A 19,801-nucleotide genomic window follows, 5' to 3' on the forward strand; every position below is an offset into this window, starting at 1 on the left:
TTGTCGCGGCGACCAGCCGGGCCGCGCCCCATCCCGCGAGCCACAGCCCCGCCACGAGCAGCGCCTTCACCACGACGCCGCCGTCGACCACATGCGAGGCCAGCGCCACCGCGAAATCCTGGGGCGTCGCGCGCGGCGCCGACGTCAGCCCCAGGGCGGTGTCGGACAGGTACGACCGCGGCGTCGACACCGCGTCGCGCAGGAGCAGGTATCCGGGTGCCAGGAGCGGCCCGACCACCAGGAGCGCCAGCACCAGCGCGTACCCCGGCCGGGCCCAGCGCATTCGCGGAGGCTAGGCGCGTTCGGGCGGGCCGGGGGCTTCGGGCGGTCCGGCGTCGGGCGGCCGCGGCTCGGCCGGCTCGTCCGATTCCAGGGTCGGCGGGTCCGAACCGGGCGACTCGGGATCCCCGGCCGGGCGCTGCGTGGGCAGCTTCTCGGTCTCGGCCTCGGCGCCGGGCACCGGTTCCTCGAGCCCGGTGCGGCCGAAGAACTCCTGATCGGACCGGTCCAGGCCCGGGTCGGTCAGCGCGCTCTCGGTGCGCAGGCTGAAGGCGGCGAACACGCCGCCGCCGATCAGCGCGATCAGGCCGACCGCGGTGAACGTGATCGGCAGCACCCGCGACCACAGCGCCAGGCGGTCGCGCTCATCGCGGGCGGCGTTGACCTGGCCCTCGATGGTGTCTTCGTTCGAGGTGACCTTGTAGTCGACCAGCGTCAGCTCCGGCTTGAGCGGATCGCGGGCGAAATAGTGGTTGGCGTGCTCGGTCTCCTTGACGATGGTGCCGGACACCGGGTCCACCCAGAAGGTCCGCTGCGCCGCGTAGTAGCGGGTCATGGTGATCTGCTCGTTGGGATCGCCGCCCTGCACGCCCCACATCGCCGCCGAGGCCGTGAACTTTGCGTCCGTCGTCTGGTCGGCGTACAGCGTCGGGTACGCCACCGGAGCCACCAGCTTGCCGTCGGCGTTGTAGCCGATGTTCTGCGTGAACCGGTAGGTGGTCAGGCCGTTGACGTCTTCCTGGGTGTCGTAGTTGACGTCGAACGGCTTCTGCGCGATCGGGTCGAAGTAGGGGTACGTCTTCTTCTCGGTGTGGAACGGGAACCGGTAGGACAGCCCGTCGTGTCGCAGCGGCCACGCGGTGGGCGGGTTGTCGTCGTTGAGGGCGCGGGGCTTCTGCAGCGAGCCGCCGGGGTGGGTGTCGTCGGAGACGGCCATCGCGGTCTTGCGGTTGAGCGTGACGGTGTCGACCATCGCCAGCAACAGCCCGCTGTCCTTTTGCTTGTCGGTGCGGCGGACCGACAAGCCGACCTGCAGCGTGACGACGTCGGCGTTGGCCGGGGATTCGACGCTGACCTGCTGCTGGGACACCAGCGGCACGTTCTGGTTGACGACCAGGTGGTCACTGGACAGCGAGGCGGCGTCGAGCGCGGTTCCGTTGCCGTCGGAGATCAACGTGGCGTTGATGTCCAGCGGGATCTTGGTGATCCGGCTGCTGGTGTAGGTCGACAGAAGCAGCGCGGCGATCAGCAGGGCGGCCCCGAGTCCGATGATCGCGCATGCGGCGTAACGCAACATGACTGCTCGGTTCACGTGCGCCGCTCCTCCTCATCGCTTCGTCCCCCGCAAGCGGGTGGTGCCCCCACTGCATCGTCGCCGGCGCGGTTCACGTTGCTGTGCCCTCCTAATGGATCCCCACGTGGCAAACCCGTTCGACCCTAACAGCAGAATTTAAGGCCCCGGTTTAGCAGCCCTTCCCCGCCCACCGCCCACCGCGCACCGGGCACCGGGCACCGGGTGGTTCGGGTGTACCCGATTCGTGGGCCAACACACCAGGGGCACACTTGTGGTCGTGACCGAGGGCCAGCAGGTGGGAGGAATCCGCAGCTTCCTGCCCGCCGTGGAGGGGATGCGCGCGTGCGCGGCGATGGGCGTCGTCGTCACGCACGTCGCCTTCCAGACGGGGCACTCCAGCGGCGTCGCCGGCCGCCTCTTCGGCCGCTTCGACCTTGCCGTCGCGGTGTTCTTCGCGTTGTCGGGGTTCCTGCTGTGGCGGCGGCACGCCGCGGCGGCGCGGGGGTTGGCGCCGCGGCCGCGCACCGGCCACTACCTGCGGTCCAGGGCGATCCGCATCATGCCGGCCTACGTGGTGGCCGTCGTCGTGATCCTCACCCTGCTGCCCGACTCGAATCACGCCAGCCCGACGGTCTGGTTGGCCAACCTGACGCTCACCCAGATCTATGTGCCGCTCACGCTGACCGGGGGCCTGACCCAGATGTGGAGCCTCTCGGTCGAGGTCGGCTTCTACCTGGCCCTGCCCGCACTGGCGTCCTTGGCCCGTCGAGTCCCGACGGCGGCCCGGGTGCCGGCGCTCGCGGCGGTGGCGGCGCTCAGCTTCGCCTGGGCCTGGGTGCCCGTATTTCTGCTGGACGGCAGAACCTGGAACAACCCGCTGGACTGGCCGCCGGCGTTTTTCTCCTGGTTCGCCGCGGGCATGTTGCTGGCGGAATGGGTCCACAGTGGGACCGGCTTCCCGGTGCGCTTAGCTCAGAAAAAGGGGGGCCGCGTGCCGATGGCCGTGATCGCGGTGGCGGCCTACCTGGTGGCGGCGTCCCCGCTGGCCGGGCCGGCGGGCCTGGCCGTCGGCAGCCCAGCCCAGTTCGCGGTGAAGACGGCGATGGGTGCCGTGGTGGCCTTCGCGCTGGTCGCCCCGCTGGTGCTGGACCGGCCCGATACCGCACACCGGCTGCTGGGCAGCACGGCCATGGTGACGTTGGGGCGCTGGTCCTACGGCCTGTTCATCTGGCACCTGGCCGCGCTGGACATGGTGTTCCCCGTCCTCGGGACCTTCGCCTTCACCGGCCGCATGCCCTCGGTGCTGGTGTTGACGCTGATCTTCGGCTGGGCGATCGCCGCGGTCAGCTACGGGCTGGTCGAGTCGCCGTGCCGCGAGGCGCTGCGCCGCTGGGAGAAGCGGCACCCGTCGACCCAGGCCCCCCAACTCACAGACGCTGAGGCGGACGCAATCGCGCCATGATCTCGTCACGCACCGCCGATCGCCGCGCCTTGCCCGCGTCGTCACGCAACGGGGCGTCGACGAACTCGACGGTGTGCGGCACCTTGTATGATGAGATGCGTTCGCGCAGAAAGCCTTTCACGCTTTCGGTGTCCAGCGCCGACCCGTCGGCGGCGTGCACCAGGGCGTAGGGCACCTGGCCCAGGTCCCCGCCGTTCGGGTCGGGCACGCCGACGACGAGGCAGGACAACACGTCCGGGTGCGCCGACAGCGCGTTCTCGATCTCGGCGGGGTAGACGTTGCGGCCGCCGACGGTGAACATGTCGACCCGGCGGTCCGACAGGTACAGGAAGCCGTCCTGGTCGAAATAGCCGAGGTCCCCCAGCGAGTCCCAGCCGTCGCGGCTCTTGGCCTGTACGCCGACGTAGCGGTAGGTCGGCGCGCTGCCGGGGGCGGGGCGCATGTAGATCTCGCCGACCACCCCGGGCGGGCAGGGATTGCCGTCGTCGTCGAGCACCCGCATCTCCCCGGCCACCACCACCCCGACCGAGCCGCGGTGGGTCAGCCACTGGTCGCCGCGGATGAAGGTGAGCGCCTGTAATTCGGTGCCGCCGTAGAGTTCCCAGACGACCTCGGGCCCGAGCAGCTCGATCCACGCCTCCTTGATGGCGGGCGGGCAGGGCGCGCCCATGTGCCAGAACCGCCGCAGCGAGGACAGGTCGTAGGACCCCGGCGCGGCGTGATAGACGGGCAGCGCGCGCTGCATGATCGTCGGCACCGTCGTCAGGAAGCTGACGCGGTGCTCGGTGATCAGCTGGAGGAACCGGTGCGGCTCGAACCGGCTCATCAGCACCAGGTGGTGGCGCATCAGCAGCGCGAGCGTCGCGGTGGTGAAGCCGGTGTTGTGCGACAGCGGAATCGGCACCAGCGTGGTGTCGCCCTCCTGCGCGCCCAGCGGGTAGCCGATAGCGGCCGGTATCCGGCTGTCGCCGCCGGATTCGATGAGCTTGGGCCGCCCGGTGCTGCCGCCCGAGCCCATCGCCTTCCACACCGGCGACACCGCTTCCGGCAACTCGGCGTCGGACAGCGCCGGGTCCGGGGTGAATCCCGCTGGCACGCTTGGTATTTGCGGGTGGTCATGGCCCACCAGCAGCGCGGGCGGCCGCAACGCCAGCAGGCCCTGCAACTCCGCTTCCGGCAACCGCGCCGACAGCGGTTGGGGCACCGCGCCCAGCTTCCAGCACGCCACCGCGGCTTGGATCCACTCGACGGAGTTGGGCAGCACCATCGTCACGTAGTCCCCGACGCCGACGCCGCGCTCGGCGTACGCCCGGGCCAGCCGGTTCGTCGAACGGTCGAGTTCGGCGCGGGTGAGGGTCAGCCCGTCGCAGGTGACCGCCGGCTCGTCGGGAGCGAGGGCGGCCAGCGCCGAAATCTGTGAACCGATTGGCGCGACCGGCTCACTCATAGGCGCCCTGTCGCTCGAAGATGCGCCGCGGGTTGTCGACCAGCATGGTGTGCAACTGCTCGTCGGTGACGCCGCGTTCCTTCAGGGCGGGGATCACGTCGTTGTGGATATGCAGGTAATGCCAATTCGGCGCGGCCACCGGCAGCAGCTCCTCGGGCAGCGCGTCGAAGTAGCAGTTCGCGTCGTGCGAGAGCACCATCTTGTCGGCGTGCCCGCGCTCGCACATCGTCGCCACGATGTTCACCCGGTCCTCGAATGGGGAGATCAGGTCGATGCCGAAACGGTCCATCCCGAGGTAGGAGCCGGCGGCGATGAGCTCCTCGAGGTAGCCGACGTCGGTGGTGTCGCCGGAATGGCCGATGACCACGCGGCTCAGGTCGACGCCCTCCTCGGAGAAGATGCGTTGTTGCTCGAGCCCGCGCCGAAGCCCGGCATGGGTGTGCGTGGAGATCGGCACCCCGGTGCGCTTGTGCGCCTGCGCGACCGCCCGCAGCACCCGCTCGACGCCGGGGGTGACACCGGGCTCGTCGGTGGCGCATTTGAGGATCCCGGCCTTGACGCCGGTGTCGGCGATGCCCTCCTCGATGTCGCGGACGAACATGTCGGTCATGATCTCCGGGCCGTCCAGCGGCGCGCCCGGGCCTTGGTAGTGGAACCGGAACGGCACATCGTTGTACGTGTAAAGCCCGGTCGCCACAACGATATTCAGCTCGGTGGCCGCCGCGACGCGCGCGATGCGCGGGATGTAGCGGCCCAGCCCGATCACGGTGAGGTCGACGATGGTGTCCACCCCGCGCGCCTTCAGCTCGTTGAGCCGGTCGATGGCGTCGGCCACCCGCTGTTCCTCGTCGCCCCAGGCCTCGGGGTAGTTCAGGGCGATCTCGGTGGTCATGATGAACACGTGCTCGTGCATGAGGGTCACGCCGAGGTCGGCGGTATCGATCGCGCCGCGGGCGGTATTGAGTTCTGACACGGGACTGATGCTAGGTCGATTCGGCGTGCGAACAACAGGGCGCAACAGTTTTGTCCGGTGCGTTCCGGCGGCCGCGCCGGTGCAGTACCGTCCACGCCATGTTGCTCAACCCCAATCACTTGCAACGCCGCTACCCGGATCGCCGCTCGGGGGAGATCATGGCCGCGACGGTGGACTTCTTCGAGTCCCGCGGCAAGGCGCGGTTGAAGTCCGACGACCACAACCGGGTCTGGTACTCCGACTTTCTCGACCATGTCGGCCGGGAGCGCATCTTCGCGTCCCTGCTGACCCCGGCCGAATACGGCGCGAGCGACTGCCGGTGGGACACCTACCGGATCAGCGAGTTCGCCGAGATCGTGGGCTTCTACGGGCTGAGCTACTGGTACCCGTTCCAGGTCACCGCGCTGGGCCTGGGCCCGATCTGGATGAGCGACAACGAGGACGCCAAGCGCAAGGCCGCCGCGCAGCTCGAGCAGGGCGAGGTGTTCGCCTTCGGGCTGTCGGAGCAGACGCACGGCGCCGACGTCTACCAGACCGACATGATCCTGACGCCGTCCGAACACGGCTGGACCGCCAGCGGCGAGAAGTACTACATCGGCAACGCCAACGTGGCCCGGATGGTCTCGACCTTCGGCAAGATCGGCGGCACCTCAAAAAACCAGGAATACGTCTTCTTCGCCGCCGACTCCCAGCACGATCGCTACGAGCTGATCAAGAACGTGGTCAACTCGCAGAACTTCGTCGCCAACTACGCGCTGCGCGAATACCCGGTCTCCGAGGCCGACATGCTGCACCGCGGCCCCGACGCCTTCCACGCCGCCCTCAACACCGTCAACGTGTGCAAGTACAACCTGGGCTGGGGCGCGATCGGCATGTGCACCCACGCCATGTACGAGGCGGTCACCCACGCGGCCAACCGCTACCTCTACGGGACCGTCGTCACCGACTTCTCCCATGTGCGGCGGCTGCTCACCGACGCCTACGTGCGCCTGATCGCCATGAAGCTGGTCGCCACCCGCGCCTGCGACTACATGCGCAGCGCGTCGGCGGCCGACCGCCGCTACCTGCTCTACAGCCCGCTGACCAAGGCCAAGATCACCAGCGAGGGTGAGCGGGTCATCACCGCGTTGTGGGATGTCATCGCGGCCAAGGGAGTCGAGAAGGACACCTTCTTCGAGGCCGTCACCCGCGAGATCGGCCTGCTGCCCCGGCTGGAAGGCACCGTGCACATCAACATCGGGCTGCTCGGCAAGTTCATGCCCAACTTCCTGTTCGCCCCCAACGCCGAACTGCCCGTGATCGCCCGCCGCGACGACGCCGCCGACGACACGTTCCTGTTCGCCCAGGGGCCCACCGGCGGCCTGGGCAAGGTGCGGTTCGCGGACTGGCGCGCACCGTTCGACAGCTTCGCCCACCTGCCCAACGTCGCGCTGCTGCGCGAGCAGGTCGACGTGCTCACCGAGATGCTGGCCGGCGCCACCCCGGATGCCGCGCAGCAGAAGGACATCGACTTCGCCTTCGCCGTGGGCCAGTTGTTCGCGACCGTGCCGTATGCACAGCTCATCCTGGAAGAGGCCCCGCTGTCCGGGGTGGAGGAGGCGTTGATCGACGAGATCTTCGCCGTGCTGGTGCGGGACTTCAACGGCTACGCCGTCGAGCTCGGCGACAAGCCCGCGACGACGGACGAACAGGCCCGGCTGGCGATGCGGATGATCCGCCGCCCGGTCCACGACCCGCCGCGCTACGAGCAGATCTGGAAGGAACACGTGCTGCCGATCAACGGTGCCTACCGAATGCGGCCGTGAATCGGGATCTCGCCGAGCTTGCGGGCAGCCGCACACTCGGGCCCGACGGTGCGCCGCGACGCACACCGGCGTCACAAGCCCTTGACTGTGACGTAGCTCACCGTAGAATGACCAGTGGTCATCGACGCTAGGAGGCCGCATTGCCGACGGTGACATGGGCGCGCGTCGACCCGGCTCGTCGCGCGGCGGTGATAGCAGCGGCGGAGGCCGAGTTCGGTGCGCACGGCTTCTCGCGGGGCAGCCTCAACGTCATCGCCCGCAAAGCCGGGGTCGCCAAGGGCAGCCTGTTCCAGTACTTCGCGGACAAGCGCGACCTGTACGCGTTCATCGCCGACATCGGCAGCCAGCGGGTGCGGGCCTACATGGAGGACCTGATCGTCAGGCTCGACCCCAGCCGGCCGTTCTTCGAGCATCTCACCGACCTGCTCGACGGCTGGGTGGCCTATTACGCCGAGCATCCGCACGAACGAGCGCTGCACGCCGCGGCGACCCTCGAGGTCGACACCGAGGCCCGCGTGAGCGTGCGCAACGTGATCCACCGCCACTACCTGGAGGTGTTGCGGCCGCTGGTGCACGCCGCCAAAACACGCGGGGACCTGCGTGCGGACGCCGACACCGGCGTCCTGCTCTCGCTGCTGCTGATGATCTTCCCGCACCTGGCGCTGGCGCCCTACATGCGCGGCCTGGACCCGATCCTGGGTCTGGACGAGCCGACACCGGAGCAGCCGGCACTGGCCGTGCGCCGGCTGGTCGCGGTGCTGGCCGCGGCCTTCTCCGCGAATGCGGCGAATTCCGGTGTCAGCCCAGAACCGCAACTATCCGAGGAGGTCACATGACACGCACGCATTCGGGCTCGATGGTCGCGGGCGGGCTCAACTGGGACAGCGTGCCGCTGCGCCTATTCGCCGGCGGCAACGCGAAGTTCTGGAATCCCGCCGACATCGACTTCTCCCGTGACCGCGCGGACTGGGAGGCGCTGTCGGACGACGAACGCCATTACGCCACCCGGCTGTGCGCCGAGTTCATCGCCGGCGAGGAGGCGGTGACCGAGGACATTCAGCCGTTCATGGCCGCGATGCGGGCCGAGGGTCGGCTGGGCGACGAGATGTATCTGACCCAGTTCGCTTTCGAGGAGGCCAAGCACGTCCAGGTGTTCCGGATGTGGCTCGACGCCGTCGGCATCACCGGCGACCTACATGCCTATCTCGAGGATGTCCCCACCTACCGGACGATCTTCTACGAGGAGCTGCCGGACAGCCTCAACGCGTTGGCCACCGATCCGTCTCCGGCCGCCCAGGTCCGGGCATCGGTGACCTACAACCACATGGTCGAGGGGATGCTCGCGCTGACCGGCTACTACCTCTGGCACAAGATCTGCGTGGAACGCGGCATCCTTCCCGGCATGCAGGAGCTGGTGCGCCGCATCGGCGACGACGAGCGGCGCCACATGGCCTGGGGCACGTTCACCTGCCGGCGCCACGTCGCCGCCGACGACGCCAACTGGGGTGTCTTCGAAGCGCGGATGAACGAGCTGATGCCGCTCGGGCTGCGCGTCGTCGAAGAGGGCTTCGCGCTGTACGACCCGATGCCCTTCGGCCTGTCGGTGGAAGACTCCATGCAGTACGCCGCCGACAAGGGGATGCGACGGTTCGGCACGATCTCCAGCGCGCGCGGGCGGCCGGTCGGCGAGATCGACCTCGACTACTCGCCCCTGCAACTCGAGGACACCTTCGCCGACGAGGACGAGAAGACGCTGGCGGCCGCGTCGGCCTAGACGGCGAGTAGACGCAGAATCGCCCACTTGGGCGCCCGATCGTGCGATTCTGCGTCTGCTCACGCGGGAGTGGCCACTAGCCGACCCAGACCGTCTTGGCGTTGCAGAACTCGCGGATCCCGAGGCCCGCGAGCTCGCGGCCGTAACCCGAGCGCTTGACTCCACCGAAGCCGAGTTCGGGGTAGGACACCGTCATTCCGTTGATGAAGACCTGGCCGGCCTCGATGTCCTCGATGAAGCGTTCCTGTTCGGCCTCGTCGTTGGTCCACGCGTTGGACCCCAGTCCGAAGGTGGTGGCGTTGGCGATCTCGATGGCCTCGTCGATGCCCGACGCGCGGTACATCGAGGCGACGGGACCGAACACCTCCTCGGTGTACAGGGCCATGTCCTTGGTGATGTCGGTGACCACCGTCGGCGGGTAGAACCAGCCCGGCCGGTCGGGTGTCTTGCCGCCGCAGCGCACCTTCGCGCCGGCGGCCACGGCGTCGTCGACCTGCTTGGCGATTTCGTCGCGGCCCGACTCGGTGGCCAGCGGGCCCACGTCGGTGTCCGGGTCGGTGGGGTCGCCGACCTTGAGCGCCCGCATGCTCTCGACGAACTTGTCGACGAAGGCGTCGTAAATGTCGGCGTGCACGACGAACCGCTTGGCGGCGATGCAGGACTGGCCGTTGTTCTGGGTGCGTCCGGTGACTGCGGTCTTGACGGCCTCGTCGAGGTTCGCCGACGGCATCACGATGAACGGGTCACTACCGCCGAGCTCGAGCACGGTCGGCTTGATCTCGTCGCCGCAGATCGCCGCGACGGACTGCCCGGCCGGTTCGCTGCCGGTCAACGTGGCCGCCACCACCCGGGGGTCGCGCAGGATGCGCTCGACGGCGCCGGAGTTGATGAGCAGCGTCTGGAAGCAACCGTCGGGGAACCCACCGCGGGCGATGACGTCGGAGAGATACAGCGCCGACTGCGGGACGTTCGAGGCGTGCTTGAGCAGGCCGACGTTGCCGGCCATCAACGCCGGGGCCGCGAACCGCACGGCCTGCCACAGCGGGAAGTTCCACGGCATGATGGCCAGCACCACCCCGAGCGGCTGGTATCGGGTGTAGGCCTTTTTCGCGCCGACCTTGCCCGCGTCGGCCAGCTCGTCGGCGAGCAGCCTCTCGGCGTTCTCGGCGTAGTAGCGAAAACCTTTGGCGCACTTGAGCGTCTCCGCCTTGGCGGACTTGAGGGTCTTGCCCATCTCCAGGGTCATCATCGCGGCGACGTCGTCGGCCTCTTTCTCCAAGAGGTCCGCGGTGGCGTTTGCCCACCCCGCGCGCTGGGCAAAGGTGGTGTTATGGCGGTAGTCCTGGAACCGGGCGTAGGCGCGCGCGATGGCGGCGTCGACTTCTTCGTCGGTTGCGGGGCTGAAGGTTTTTACTGTCTCGCCGGTGGCCGGGTTGATGGTGGCGATGGGCACGCTGACATCCTTCGTTTGCGAGGTTGATAAAACGTCCAACAACCAGCCTGCCACTATCGTTCCCCCCAGGGAGGTGCCGGATGAGTAAAGCCGCTCAGCTGATCGTGAAGTGCCTGGAGAACGAGGGTGTTTCCGTCGTCTTCGGGGTGCCCGGCGAGGAGAACATCCGCTTGGTGCAGGCGCTGGCCTCCTCGAGCATCCGGTACGTGCTCACCCGGCACGAGCAGGCGGCGTCGTTCATGGCGGAGATGTACGGTCGCGTCACCGGCCGGGCGGCGGTGGTGTCGGCGACCCTGGGCCCGGGCGCCATCAACATGCAACTCGGCGTCGCCGACGCGACCACCAACAGCACCCCGATGGTGGCGATCTCCGCCCAGGTGGGCCAGGACCGCGAGTACAAGGAATCGCACCAGTACGTCGACCTGGTGTCGATGTTCGCCCCCATCACGCGGTGGGCCGCGGGCATCCCGACCCCACGCGCCATACCCGAGATGGTCCGCAAGGCGTTCAAGGTCGCCGAGACCGAACGCCCGGCCGCGGTCTACCTGGCGGTGCCCGAGCACATCGATGCCGACGAGACCGACTACGACCTGACGCCGTTGCCCCGCAACGTCGTTCGCCCCGACGCGCCGGCGCCCCGCCAGGTTGAACGGGCCGTCGAGATCCTGCGCCACGCCAAGCGGCCGGTGGTGCTGGCCGGGCACGGCGCCGCGCGCGCCGACGCGACCAAGGCGCTGGTCCGCTTTTCCGAGGAGTTCGGCATCCAGGTGGCCAACACCTTCCACGGCAAGGGCGTGATGCCCGACGACCACCCCAACAGCATCGGCACGCTGGGGTTCATGCGGCACGACTACGTCAACTTCGGGTTCGACAACGCCGACGCCGTCATCGCCGTCGGCTACGAGCTGCAGGAGTTCGACCCCGTCCGGATCAACCCGCAGGCCGACAAGAGGATCATCCACGTGCACCGCTTCCCGGCCGAGGTCGACGCGCACTACTCGGTCGACGTCGGGATCATCGGCGATATCAGCGATTCGCTGAACGCGCTGACGGACGCGCTGGCCGGCCACACCTTCGCCCACGCCGCCGACGTGCCCGGGTCGGGCCTGCTCGCCGAGGAATTCGCTCGCGGACAACAGGATTCGCGCTACCCACTGGCGCCGGCCCGGGTGGTCGCCGACACCCGCGCGGCGCTGGGCCGCAGTGACGTGGTCCTCGTCGACACCGGCGCCACCAAGATGTGGATGGCCCGGCTCTACCCGACCTACGAGCGGAACACCTGCTTGATCTCAAACGGGTTGTCCACCATGGGTTTTGCGCTACCTGGGGCCCTCGGTGTCAAGCTGGCGCGGCCCGAGGCCAAGGTGCTGGCCGTCGTCGGCGACGGCGCCTTCCTGATGAACTCGCAGGAAATCGAGACCGCGGTGCGGGAGCGGATACCTCTGGTGGTGCTGATCTGGGAGGACGGCGGGTACGGGCTCATCGAGTGGAAGATGGACCTCGAACTCGGCGAACACTACTACGTGAAATTCGGCAACCCCGACATCGTGAAATATGCGGAAAGCTTCGGCGCCAAGGGATATCGGATCGACAGCGCCGACGAGCTGTTGCCGACGCTGCGGGCCGCCCTCGAGGACGACGAGGTGTCGCTGATCTGCTGCCCGGTCGACTACTCCGAGAACCTGCGGCTGACCGACCGGCTTGGGGAGTTGGACGAGACGTTGTAGCGGCTCGGCGCCCCGGCTTCTTTTTCGCCCAAGATTTTTCCGCGAGTGTGTATCTGGGGCGATTTTGGCGGCGGGTGTTGTCGGGGGACCCGCTCACACCGGCGCAAGGCTCCATTCATCAGGAGCCACCGCTACACAAACCATCTGACACGCCCCCCCGCCACGCCCACCACTACTTGGCGATCTTCGACAAGGGCAAGGCTTTGGCGCTCTACCACACCAAACGGCTGGCCTCGCCGGGGCAGCGGATCGTGTTGTACGCCAAGGACCGCGGGTGTTCGGCACCCGGGTGCACGGTGCCCGGCTACTACTCCGAGGTCCACCACGTCACCGACTAAGCGCAGTGCCGCACCACCGCTATGGACGATCTGACGTTCGCCTGCGGGCCACACCACCGATCACTGGACCCGAGCGGCTGGACCACGAGGAAACGCGCCAACGGTGACACCGAATGGATACCGCCGCCACACCTAGACCGCGGCCAACCCCGAACCAACAACTTCCACCACCCCGACAAGCTGCTCCATGAACTCGATGACGAAGAGGTCGCGTGATCTAGTCGTGCTCGCGGCGCAGGCCCGGTATGTCGCCGGGACGCGGGAGATCCTGGAGTCGTTCTTCGCCGGCACACCCATTCGCCCGGAGTATCTGATCGGCGAGGGCGGACGGCTCGCAGGCACGGCGGGAAAGCCCGAAGGCCTCGCGTGCTTGCGGTTCCGTTAGTGCAGACTTCACGTATCGGTCTCGGCCAGGGCTTGCCGGTCCTCGTCGGCGAACGTGTCTTCCAATTGCAGCGGCGAGTAGTCGACATCGATCTCGCCGACTTGACGTCCGCGTGCGCTGCTGATCGTGCCGAACCGTCGCATGCCTTTGTCCGTGGCGTACTGATTGAACTCGTCTCCCGACAGGCCGAATGGTAGCTCGCCGTCGTAGAGAGCGTGGACTTCCCGGTTGAGGCGTAGTGCCAGCGGGATGAGCTCGTTCATCCGCGTTTCGAACACCGCCCAGTTGGCATCGTCGGCGGCGACGTGACGCCGGCAAGTGAAGGTGCCCCACGCCATGTGGCGCCGTTCGTCGTCGCTTACGCACCGGATCAGCTTCTGCATGCCGGGCAGAATGCCGCGGTTAGCGCAAATCCTGTGCCAGGCGTAGTAGCCAGTGAGGGCCATCATGCCCTCGACGATGTGGTTGTATGTGGCGGACGCGCGAACCTGGATGGCCGGTGCGGGATTGACGGCGAGGGCGTTGAGCGCCTCGGGAAGTTCTTTGTTGAAGATTTGCTTATATGCCGGCAACTCATCGAGGTAACGGTGGAGGTCGCTGGTGACACCGACGGCATCGAGCCACAGCCGGAACGCCACCGTGTGCTTGGCTTCCTCAAATGCGAACTGCGTCAGATACATTTCGTCGCCCAGCCGCCCTTCGGCCCGCATCGCGGCCATGAACGGCTGAATGTCGTTCATGACCGCTTCCTCCCCGGCCACGAACTCCGCACAGAGCCGAGTAGCGTAGTCGCGTTCCCGGTCCGAAAGTGATTCCCAGTCTGCCCGATCACGCGAGAAGTCAATATCGTTGGGGTCCCAGGATTTTCGGTTGCCACCGGAGAACAGCCTGAGTGGCAGACTGTTCCAATTGAGCCCGCCGGTGGCCAGCGAGCCGTAACATGTGCGTGTCATCGAATTTGGTCCCTCAGTCGTGTACATAGTTGCGAGCGCGGGCCAACGGGCGCCGTGTGCTTTGTACGGGCCTTCTGCCGCAGCTCGTCGAAATCGATTGTCCGGCGACGCCACGCCAAGATCATCGGCCGGGAAGCCTAGAAACAGGCGCGGTGAACTCGTAGATTTTCCGGCAACTGCCGGTGCGTAGCCGTGGATGCAGCGGTCGTCCGGTCAGCACATGGGGTTCCTACCCGCGAGGAAGTCACGGTCGCGGGGGAATATAGGCCTTTTGGCCGATGTTTGTGATCGTCGTTGGCTGCATCGTGGCGAGCATGAGAGATATCGACGGGCGTGCGGTGGCGTCACTGTCTGAGTGGAGTGATCTCGGGGTGAGCGAGTTGGTCCCGACCGGAACGGTGACGCTGCTGATGGGGGATGTGGAGGCATCTACCCGGCTATGGGATTCCGCCCCAAGCGATATGACGGCCGCTATCGCCATCCTTGATCGGATATTGTCGGAGGCCGTCACAGCGCACCGCGGCGTCCGCCCGATCGAGCAGGGCGAGGGCGACAGTTTCGTGGTCGCATTTGCCCGGGCGAGTGACGCAGTGGCGTGTGCGTTAGCACTGCAGAGGGCAGCGCTGGCGCCCATCAAGTTGCGCATCGGCGTGCATACAGGTGAAGTGCAACTGCGCGATGATGCCAACTACGTCGGGCCCACTATCAACCGAGCGGCCCGAGTCCGCGATCTGGCGCACGGCGGCCAGACTGTGCTATCCGGCACCACCGCCGATCTGGTCATCGACCACCTTCCCGCCGGTGCGTGCCTGACCGATCTCGGTATACACCATTTGCGCGATCTGCCCCGGCCCGAACGGATCGCCCAACTGTGCTACCCCGACCTGAACACCGAGTTCCCACCGCTGCGCACGATTTCCGCTGTTCCCTATAACCTTCCCATGCAGCTCACCAGTTTCGTGGGACGGGCCAGAGAGCTCAACGACGTCCGACAGCTGTTGGCCGGCGGTCGGCTTTTGACGCTTACCGGGGCGGGGGGTATCGGTAAAACCCGTTTGGCTCAAGAACTGTCGTCCCGGCTAGCCGCCGAGGTCCACGACGGCGTGTGGTATGTCGATCTGTCACCGATCGGTGCCACCGATATGGTTGCGCCCACCGTCGCCCGAGCGCTTGGTTTGCTTGACCAGCCTGGCCGCGCCGGAATCGACAACCTGATTCATTCGGTGGCCAGTCGCCACATGCTCATCGTGTTGGACAACTGCGAACATCTGCTCGATGCATGTGCGCGGCTCAGCGGCGCTCTGTTGGCCGCGTGCCCCAACCTGACCCTGCTTTCCACCAGCCGTGAGCCGCTTGGCGTCACCGGAGAGATCATCTGGAGGGTGCCGTCACTGGCGATAGCCGACGAGGCCCTCGAATTATTCGCCGACCGTGCGGCTCTCGCTCGGCCGGATTTTCGCATCGGCGACGACACCGCAGCCGCAGCGATGGAGATATGTCGGCGCCTTGATGGAGTCCCGTTGGCGATCGAACTGGCCGCCGCCCGGGTACGTGCGTTGTCACTGGTCGAAATCCTCGACGGTTTGCACGACCGCTTTCGCCTTTTGACCGGAGCCCGGAGCGCGGTGCAACGTCAGCAGACCCTGCTTGCCTCCGTGGACTGGTCGCACGCGCTGTTGACCGAACCTGAACGCGTCTTATTCCGTCGGTTGGCGGGGTTTGTGGGCGGGTTCGACCTTGATGCCGCCCAACTGGTTGCAGCTTGCGGGGAACTCAAGCGCCACCAGGTCCTGGATCAGCTGAGCCTGCTGGTGGATAAGTCGCTGGTGATCGCCGAGGGCCGTCGGGGCCGCACCCGATACCGGATGCTGGAGACGGTGCGCCAGTTCGCCCAGGAAAAACTCAGCGACGCAGGTGAGGCCGAGACCGTGCGGTCGCGCCATCGCGATTATTACGCGTGGCTCGCGGCCATGCTCGAGACTTCGGTGCCCGCTGAGCTTGAGCGGCGCATCGAGCAGGCCGACATCGAAATCGACAATCTTCGCGCAGCATTCGGCTGGACACTGGATCAATCGGAACCAGAAGCGGCGCTTGCCCTTGCCTCATTCCTACAGCCACTGTGGCGGCGTCGGGGCAGGATTCAAGAGGGGCTCGCCTGGTTTGATGCCGCCCTATCGACCGCCGATTCGCAAGGCTCGGATATCGCGCCGGTCTTGCGGGTACGCGCGATGGCCGACCGCATCATGATGAACAACGCGGTGGTTGATCCCGGAAGCAAAGACGCGGCGGCAGATGCCCTCGCACTGGCACGTGACATCGGCGAACCGGCCCTGCTGCTCAAAGCGTTGATCGCGTGGTGCTCCGTGTCGGCGTATAGCGCACAATTCAACGGGGAGTCTTTCACGCAGGCCATCGACCTCGCCCGATCACTGGACGATTCGGCATCGTTGTGTCAGATCATGCCGTTCCGTGCCTTCGCAGCCCTCTTTGCGGGTGATGCGAGGACGGAGCGTGCGGCCGCTGAAGAGGGCCGCGATATCGCGGAGTCGATCGGCGATCAGTTCGTCGCCCGTCACTGCCGCTGGAACCTCGGGATGGCGCAGATGCATTTCGGCGAGCTCGACGAGGCCATTCGGGAGTTCGATGAGGTGATCGCGGATGGCGACGCATGTCCGGACCCGCTGTTCAGCTTCGCCGGCCGATATGGCCGCACCATGGCGCTCGCGTTTCGGGGCGACACCGCGGCGGCCCGCGCCACGGCCGCGGTCGCGGTCGAGCAAGCAACGCGACTCGGCGACTTCATGGAGGGGTTCGGGCATGCGGGGCTGGCGGTGGCCGCCCTCGCCGCGGGCGATGTCGATGCGGCAGCGCAGGCCAGTGAGATTGCCCGACAGCGACTCAGCCAACGGCGTGAATTTCTCGCGCTGTTCGCGAATCCCATCGCAGAGGTAGCGCTGGTCCAGGGCGACCTGGCGACGGCTCGACGGTGCGCCGACGAAGCAGTTCGTGCGGCAAGCGGATGGAATGCGGCCATGGCGCTGACGACGCGCGCCCGGATCGCGGCGGCCGAAGGTGACTTCGCGCATGCCGAGCTGGCCGCGCATGAAGCACTGGTCCGGGTGTCCGGTACCGGCGCGCAATGGGGTATTGCCGACACCATGGAGTGCCTCGCAGCTGTAGCGGCCGAAGCCGGCAGCGATCGGGAAGCGGCGCGGCTGTTGGGCTCCGCTCATGCGATGAGAGACCGGACCGGCGAAGTCCGCTTTCTGATCTACGACGGTGCGCATCAAGCATTGGTTGCAGCCCTGGATGACGCTATGGGCGACAACGGGTTTGAGGCCGCATGGGCAGAGGGAGCTGCGCTGTCCACCGAGGAAGCGATCGAATATGCTCGGCGAGGTCGCGGTGAACGCAAACGGCCGTCCAGCGGTTGGGCGGCTGTGACGCCCACAGAGCTTGAAGTCGTGAAGTTGGTGAGTGATGGACTTGGGAACAAAGACATCGCTACGAAGCTGTTGATCTCGCCACGAACGGTACAAGCCCATCTCAATCACATTTACCGAAAGCTGGGCATCACTTCACGCCTTCAACTCGCCAATGAGGCTGCACGGCAACCCTGAGCGGGCGTTGACGACCGCATGTCAGTTTATGCGTCGACTAGCCTCGACGAGCCAGCCGTACCACACGGAGATCGCTGCCCGCACAACGCTAAAGGAGTCAGAGCCATGGACGTCAGTGGATACCTCGGACTATTCGGTGAACCCGGTCTCGCCTTCTCCGACGCACAGTGGGTTGAACACGCCAATCAGCATCTGACGCCCAATCTTTCGGCCTTGCGTGCCAAATATCTCGACGGGAGTCGCGCAGAGCGGTGGCTACGAATGTCGTACGAGCCGAGTCCATCCGCCTTCAATTTCGCTCAGCTGAGCGGCGGTTCGATCGCCGAGATGCTGGACCAGACCGCCACGCACTGCGGTTCGCTGGTCACTGGCTACCCCTGCCCGACGCTGAGCATGACGGTGACGATCTTGCGGGGCGGAACGGCGAAAAGCTACGTGGCGGCGGGGCGGGTGCTCAAGTTGACCAAGACGAACGCCGTGCTCGGTGCGGAGCTCGACGACGACACGGGGCGCCGAATCGCCACGATCACGGTGGTGTCGCAGCTCATCACCGACCTCGGTCGATTGGCCTGACGGCTTCTTGGCTGAACGGTCTAGGGGTCGGCGTTGCCGCCCGCGTCCACCGCGATCGGCGGCAGGTATTCGTCGATCAGCGTGCGGTGCCACCACGCCCGATCTCGGCGCAGCTCGGCCAGCGTGGTGAACCGGTACTGATAGAGCTGCGCGCGCACATACCGGGGCGGTGAATCCGGGAATGGGTTGCGCCGCAACAGGCGCAGTGTCGGCCGATCGTTGCGCAGCAGCCGCTGCAGCAGGGGGACCAGCCACGGCCCCGCATAGCCGGGCGAGATGGCAGCGAACCACATCAGCCAGTCCAGGCGCAGGTGATACGGCGCCCACTGCCGCGGCATCCGACCCACGGCACCGGGCTTGCCCTTGAACCCGTATTCCTTCCACACGGTGTGCTGGGTCAGCCGCTCCTCGTCGGTGCCCTCGATCACCACCTCGCGCCGGACGCGGCCGATGCTGCCAAACGCCCCGTAGGTGTTCACCAGGTGAAAGGGGTTGAAGGACATGTTCATTCGCTGACGTGAGGAGAGCATATTGCGCACCGGCCAGTAGGTCAGCAACAGCACGGCGCCGGTGAACGCGATCACCGGGCCGGCGAACCACAGCGGCGGCGCGGACCAGGAGGGGTGCCCGGGCGTCCCGAACAGCCTCGCCAGCGATGAATCGTCAATCGCGCTGAACGCCAGGAAGATCGTCACCCAGTTGAGCCAGGCGAAGTTGCCCGATGCCACCAACCACAATTGGGTGATCACGACGATCCCCGCGGCCACGCTGGCGATCGGCTGCGGCGCGAACAACCCGAACGGCACGATCAGCTGCGCGAAATGGTTGCCCGCCACCTCGACTCGGTGCAGCGGCCGGGGCAGGTGATGGAAGAACCAGCTCAACGGCCCCGGCATCGGCTGGGTCTCGTGGTGGTAGTACAGGCAGGTAAGGTCGCGCCAGCACGGGTCGCCGCGCAACTTGATCAGCCCGGCGCCGAACTCGACCCGGAACAGCAACAACCGCGCGAGCCAGAGCGTCAGCACCGGGGGCGCCACCCGGTCGTTGCCGAGGAAGACCATCAAGAATCCGGCCTCCAACAGCAACGACTCCCACCCGAACCCGTACCAGGTCTGGCCGACGTTGACGATCGAAAGGTAAAGCACCCACAACGCCAGCCACCCCAGCATCGCGGCCCACAGCGGCGCCAGGTCGGCCGCACCGGCCACGATGGCCGCCGCCAGCGCCGCACCCAGCCACGACACGCCCGCGAACAGCCGATCGGAATAGCGCAGCTGAAAAAGGCTCGGTGCCCGCCAAAACGACTGCCTGGCCAAAAACTTTGGTATCGGCAGTATTCCGTGCTCCCCGATGAGCGCCCGGAACTGGAGCGCGGCCGCCAAAAAGGCGATCAGGTAGATGGCTGCGACGCCGCGCTCCAGGACGAGCCTGCCCAGCCAGTATTCGGGTGCCGAAAACCATCCCACGGTCGTTACTCCTCGGGCGGCGGCGATCACACCGAGCCGTATATCCAGTCAAGCAGCAGAAAAACCGGTAGCCAACACCTGCGGCGTCATTCGTCGCGCGGCCGCGCCTGCCGGCCCGCGGGCGTCACGACCGACGCGGCAAGCACGGCAAGCGAAATCAGCGCCAGCAGTTGCACGCTCGCCGAATGCCCGGCGTAACCGTCGACCGAGCGCCAGGGATGGCGCGACAGCGCGGCCCCGGCCGCGATCAGC

General features: G+C 66.9%; 13 protein-coding genes and 4 pseudogenes. 9 read left to right on the plus strand and 8 right to left on the minus strand.

Annotated elements, in window-relative coordinates:
* The 3 genes and pseudogenes from BN4348_RS56860 to BN4348_RS61990 all read right to left on the minus strand — a co-directional run.
* Positions 1-283: pseudogene (locus BN4348_RS56860) on the minus strand (hypothetical protein); the annotation flags it as partial.
* Between the two features lie 9 nt (positions 284-292).
* A complete protein-coding gene (locus BN4348_RS56865) occupies positions 293-1,591 on the minus strand; it encodes a DUF3068 domain-containing protein (protein WP_160040611.1) in 1,299 nt (432 codons plus the stop codon).
* Positions 1,588-1,665: pseudogene (locus tag BN4348_RS61990) on the minus strand (hypothetical protein); the annotation flags it as partial. The gene BN4348_RS56865 and the pseudogene BN4348_RS61990, both read right to left, overlap by 4 nt.
* A gap of 130 nt (positions 1,666-1,795) precedes the next feature.
* Between BN4348_RS61990 and BN4348_RS56870 the strand changes: the two are divergent.
* A pseudogene (locus tag BN4348_RS56870) lies at positions 1,796-3,035 on the plus strand (acyltransferase family protein).
* Here BN4348_RS56870 and BN4348_RS56875 read toward each other — a convergent pair.
* Entirely contained in the window at positions 3,001-4,482 is a 1,482-nt protein-coding gene (locus BN4348_RS56875) for an AMP-binding protein (RefSeq protein WP_066917425.1), read from the minus strand. The pseudogene BN4348_RS56870 and the gene BN4348_RS56875 overlap by 35 nt on opposite strands.
* Complete coding sequence (locus tag BN4348_RS56880) at positions 4,475-5,455, minus strand: phosphotriesterase family protein (protein ID WP_066917426.1); 981 nt, start codon at positions 5,453-5,455, stop codon at positions 4,475-4,477. The genes BN4348_RS56875 and BN4348_RS56880 overlap by 8 nt, the downstream gene beginning before the upstream one ends.
* Positions 5,456-5,553: 98 nt before the next feature.
* On the opposite strand from BN4348_RS56880, the gene BN4348_RS56885 reads away from it, so the two are divergent.
* From BN4348_RS56885 to BN4348_RS56895, 3 genes are all read left to right on the plus strand, one after another.
* Entirely contained in the window at positions 5,554-7,260 is a 1,707-nt protein-coding gene (locus BN4348_RS56885) for an acyl-CoA dehydrogenase family protein (protein WP_066917427.1), read from the plus strand.
* A gap of 140 nt (positions 7,261-7,400) precedes the next feature.
* The gene (locus tag BN4348_RS56890; protein WP_066917428.1) at positions 7,401-8,096 is read left to right on the plus strand and encodes a TetR/AcrR family transcriptional regulator; all 696 of its coding nucleotides are present in this window, start codon (positions 7,401-7,403) and stop codon (positions 8,094-8,096) included.
* Positions 8,093-9,034 (plus strand): R2-like ligand-binding oxidase, encoded by a 942-nt coding sequence (locus BN4348_RS56895; protein WP_066917429.1) that lies wholly within the window; start codon positions 8,093-8,095, stop codon positions 9,032-9,034. Before BN4348_RS56890 ends, BN4348_RS56895 begins: the two co-directional genes overlap by 4 nt.
* 76 nt (positions 9,035-9,110) lie before the next feature.
* Here the strand turns inward: BN4348_RS56895 and BN4348_RS56900 are convergent, their stop codons facing one another.
* A complete protein-coding gene (locus BN4348_RS56900) occupies positions 9,111-10,487 on the minus strand; it encodes an NADP-dependent succinic semialdehyde dehydrogenase (RefSeq protein ID WP_066917430.1) in 1,377 nt (458 codons plus the stop codon).
* A gap of 80 nt (positions 10,488-10,567) precedes the next feature.
* On the opposite strand from BN4348_RS56900, the gene BN4348_RS56905 reads away from it, so the two are divergent.
* The 3 genes and pseudogenes from BN4348_RS56905 (at position 10,568) to BN4348_RS59780 (ending at position 12,937) form a co-directional block, all read left to right on the plus strand.
* Positions 10,568-12,214 carry an acetolactate synthase large subunit gene (locus BN4348_RS56905; RefSeq protein ID WP_066917431.1) on the plus strand — a complete coding sequence of 549 codons (1,647 nt, stop codon included), beginning with the start codon at positions 10,568-10,570 and terminating at the stop codon, positions 12,212-12,214.
* Between the two features lie 158 nt (positions 12,215-12,372).
* Positions 12,373-12,768 (plus strand): annotated as a pseudogene (locus BN4348_RS56910) (DUF222 domain-containing protein); the annotation flags it as partial.
* Positions 12,749-12,937, plus strand: a complete 189-nt coding sequence (locus tag BN4348_RS59780; protein ID WP_142308773.1) for a hypothetical protein — start codon at positions 12,749-12,751, stop codon at positions 12,935-12,937. The pseudogene BN4348_RS56910 and the gene BN4348_RS59780, both read left to right, overlap by 20 nt.
* 8 nt (positions 12,938-12,945) lie before the next feature.
* On the opposite strand, the gene BN4348_RS56915 is transcribed toward BN4348_RS59780, so the two are convergent.
* Positions 12,946-14,004, minus strand: a complete 1,059-nt coding sequence (locus BN4348_RS56915; protein ID WP_264034605.1) for a R2-like ligand-binding oxidase — start codon at positions 14,002-14,004, stop codon at positions 12,946-12,948.
* A gap of 200 nt (positions 14,005-14,204) precedes the next feature.
* Between BN4348_RS56915 and BN4348_RS56920 the strand changes: the two genes are divergently transcribed.
* Positions 14,205-17,510, plus strand: coding sequence for a LuxR family transcriptional regulator (locus BN4348_RS56920; protein WP_084454684.1), 3,306 nt, complete (start codon positions 14,205-14,207; stop codon positions 17,508-17,510).
* Between the two features lie 105 nt (positions 17,511-17,615).
* Positions 17,616-18,083 (plus strand): PaaI family thioesterase, encoded by a 468-nt coding sequence (locus BN4348_RS59785; RefSeq protein ID WP_160040614.1) that lies wholly within the window; start codon positions 17,616-17,618, stop codon positions 18,081-18,083.
* Positions 18,084-18,103: 20 nt separating this feature from the next.
* Here BN4348_RS59785 and BN4348_RS56930 read toward each other — a convergent pair whose 3' ends face one another.
* Positions 18,104-19,549, minus strand: a complete 1,446-nt coding sequence (locus tag BN4348_RS56930) for a lipase maturation factor family protein (protein WP_066917435.1) — start codon at positions 19,547-19,549, stop codon at positions 18,104-18,106.
* Between the last annotated feature and the right edge of the window lie 252 nt (positions 19,550-19,801).

The organism is Mycobacterium interjectum (genome assembly GCF_900078675.2).
In the GTDB taxonomy this organism is placed as follows: Bacteria; Actinomycetota; Actinomycetes; order Mycobacteriales; family Mycobacteriaceae; genus Mycobacterium; species Mycobacterium interjectum.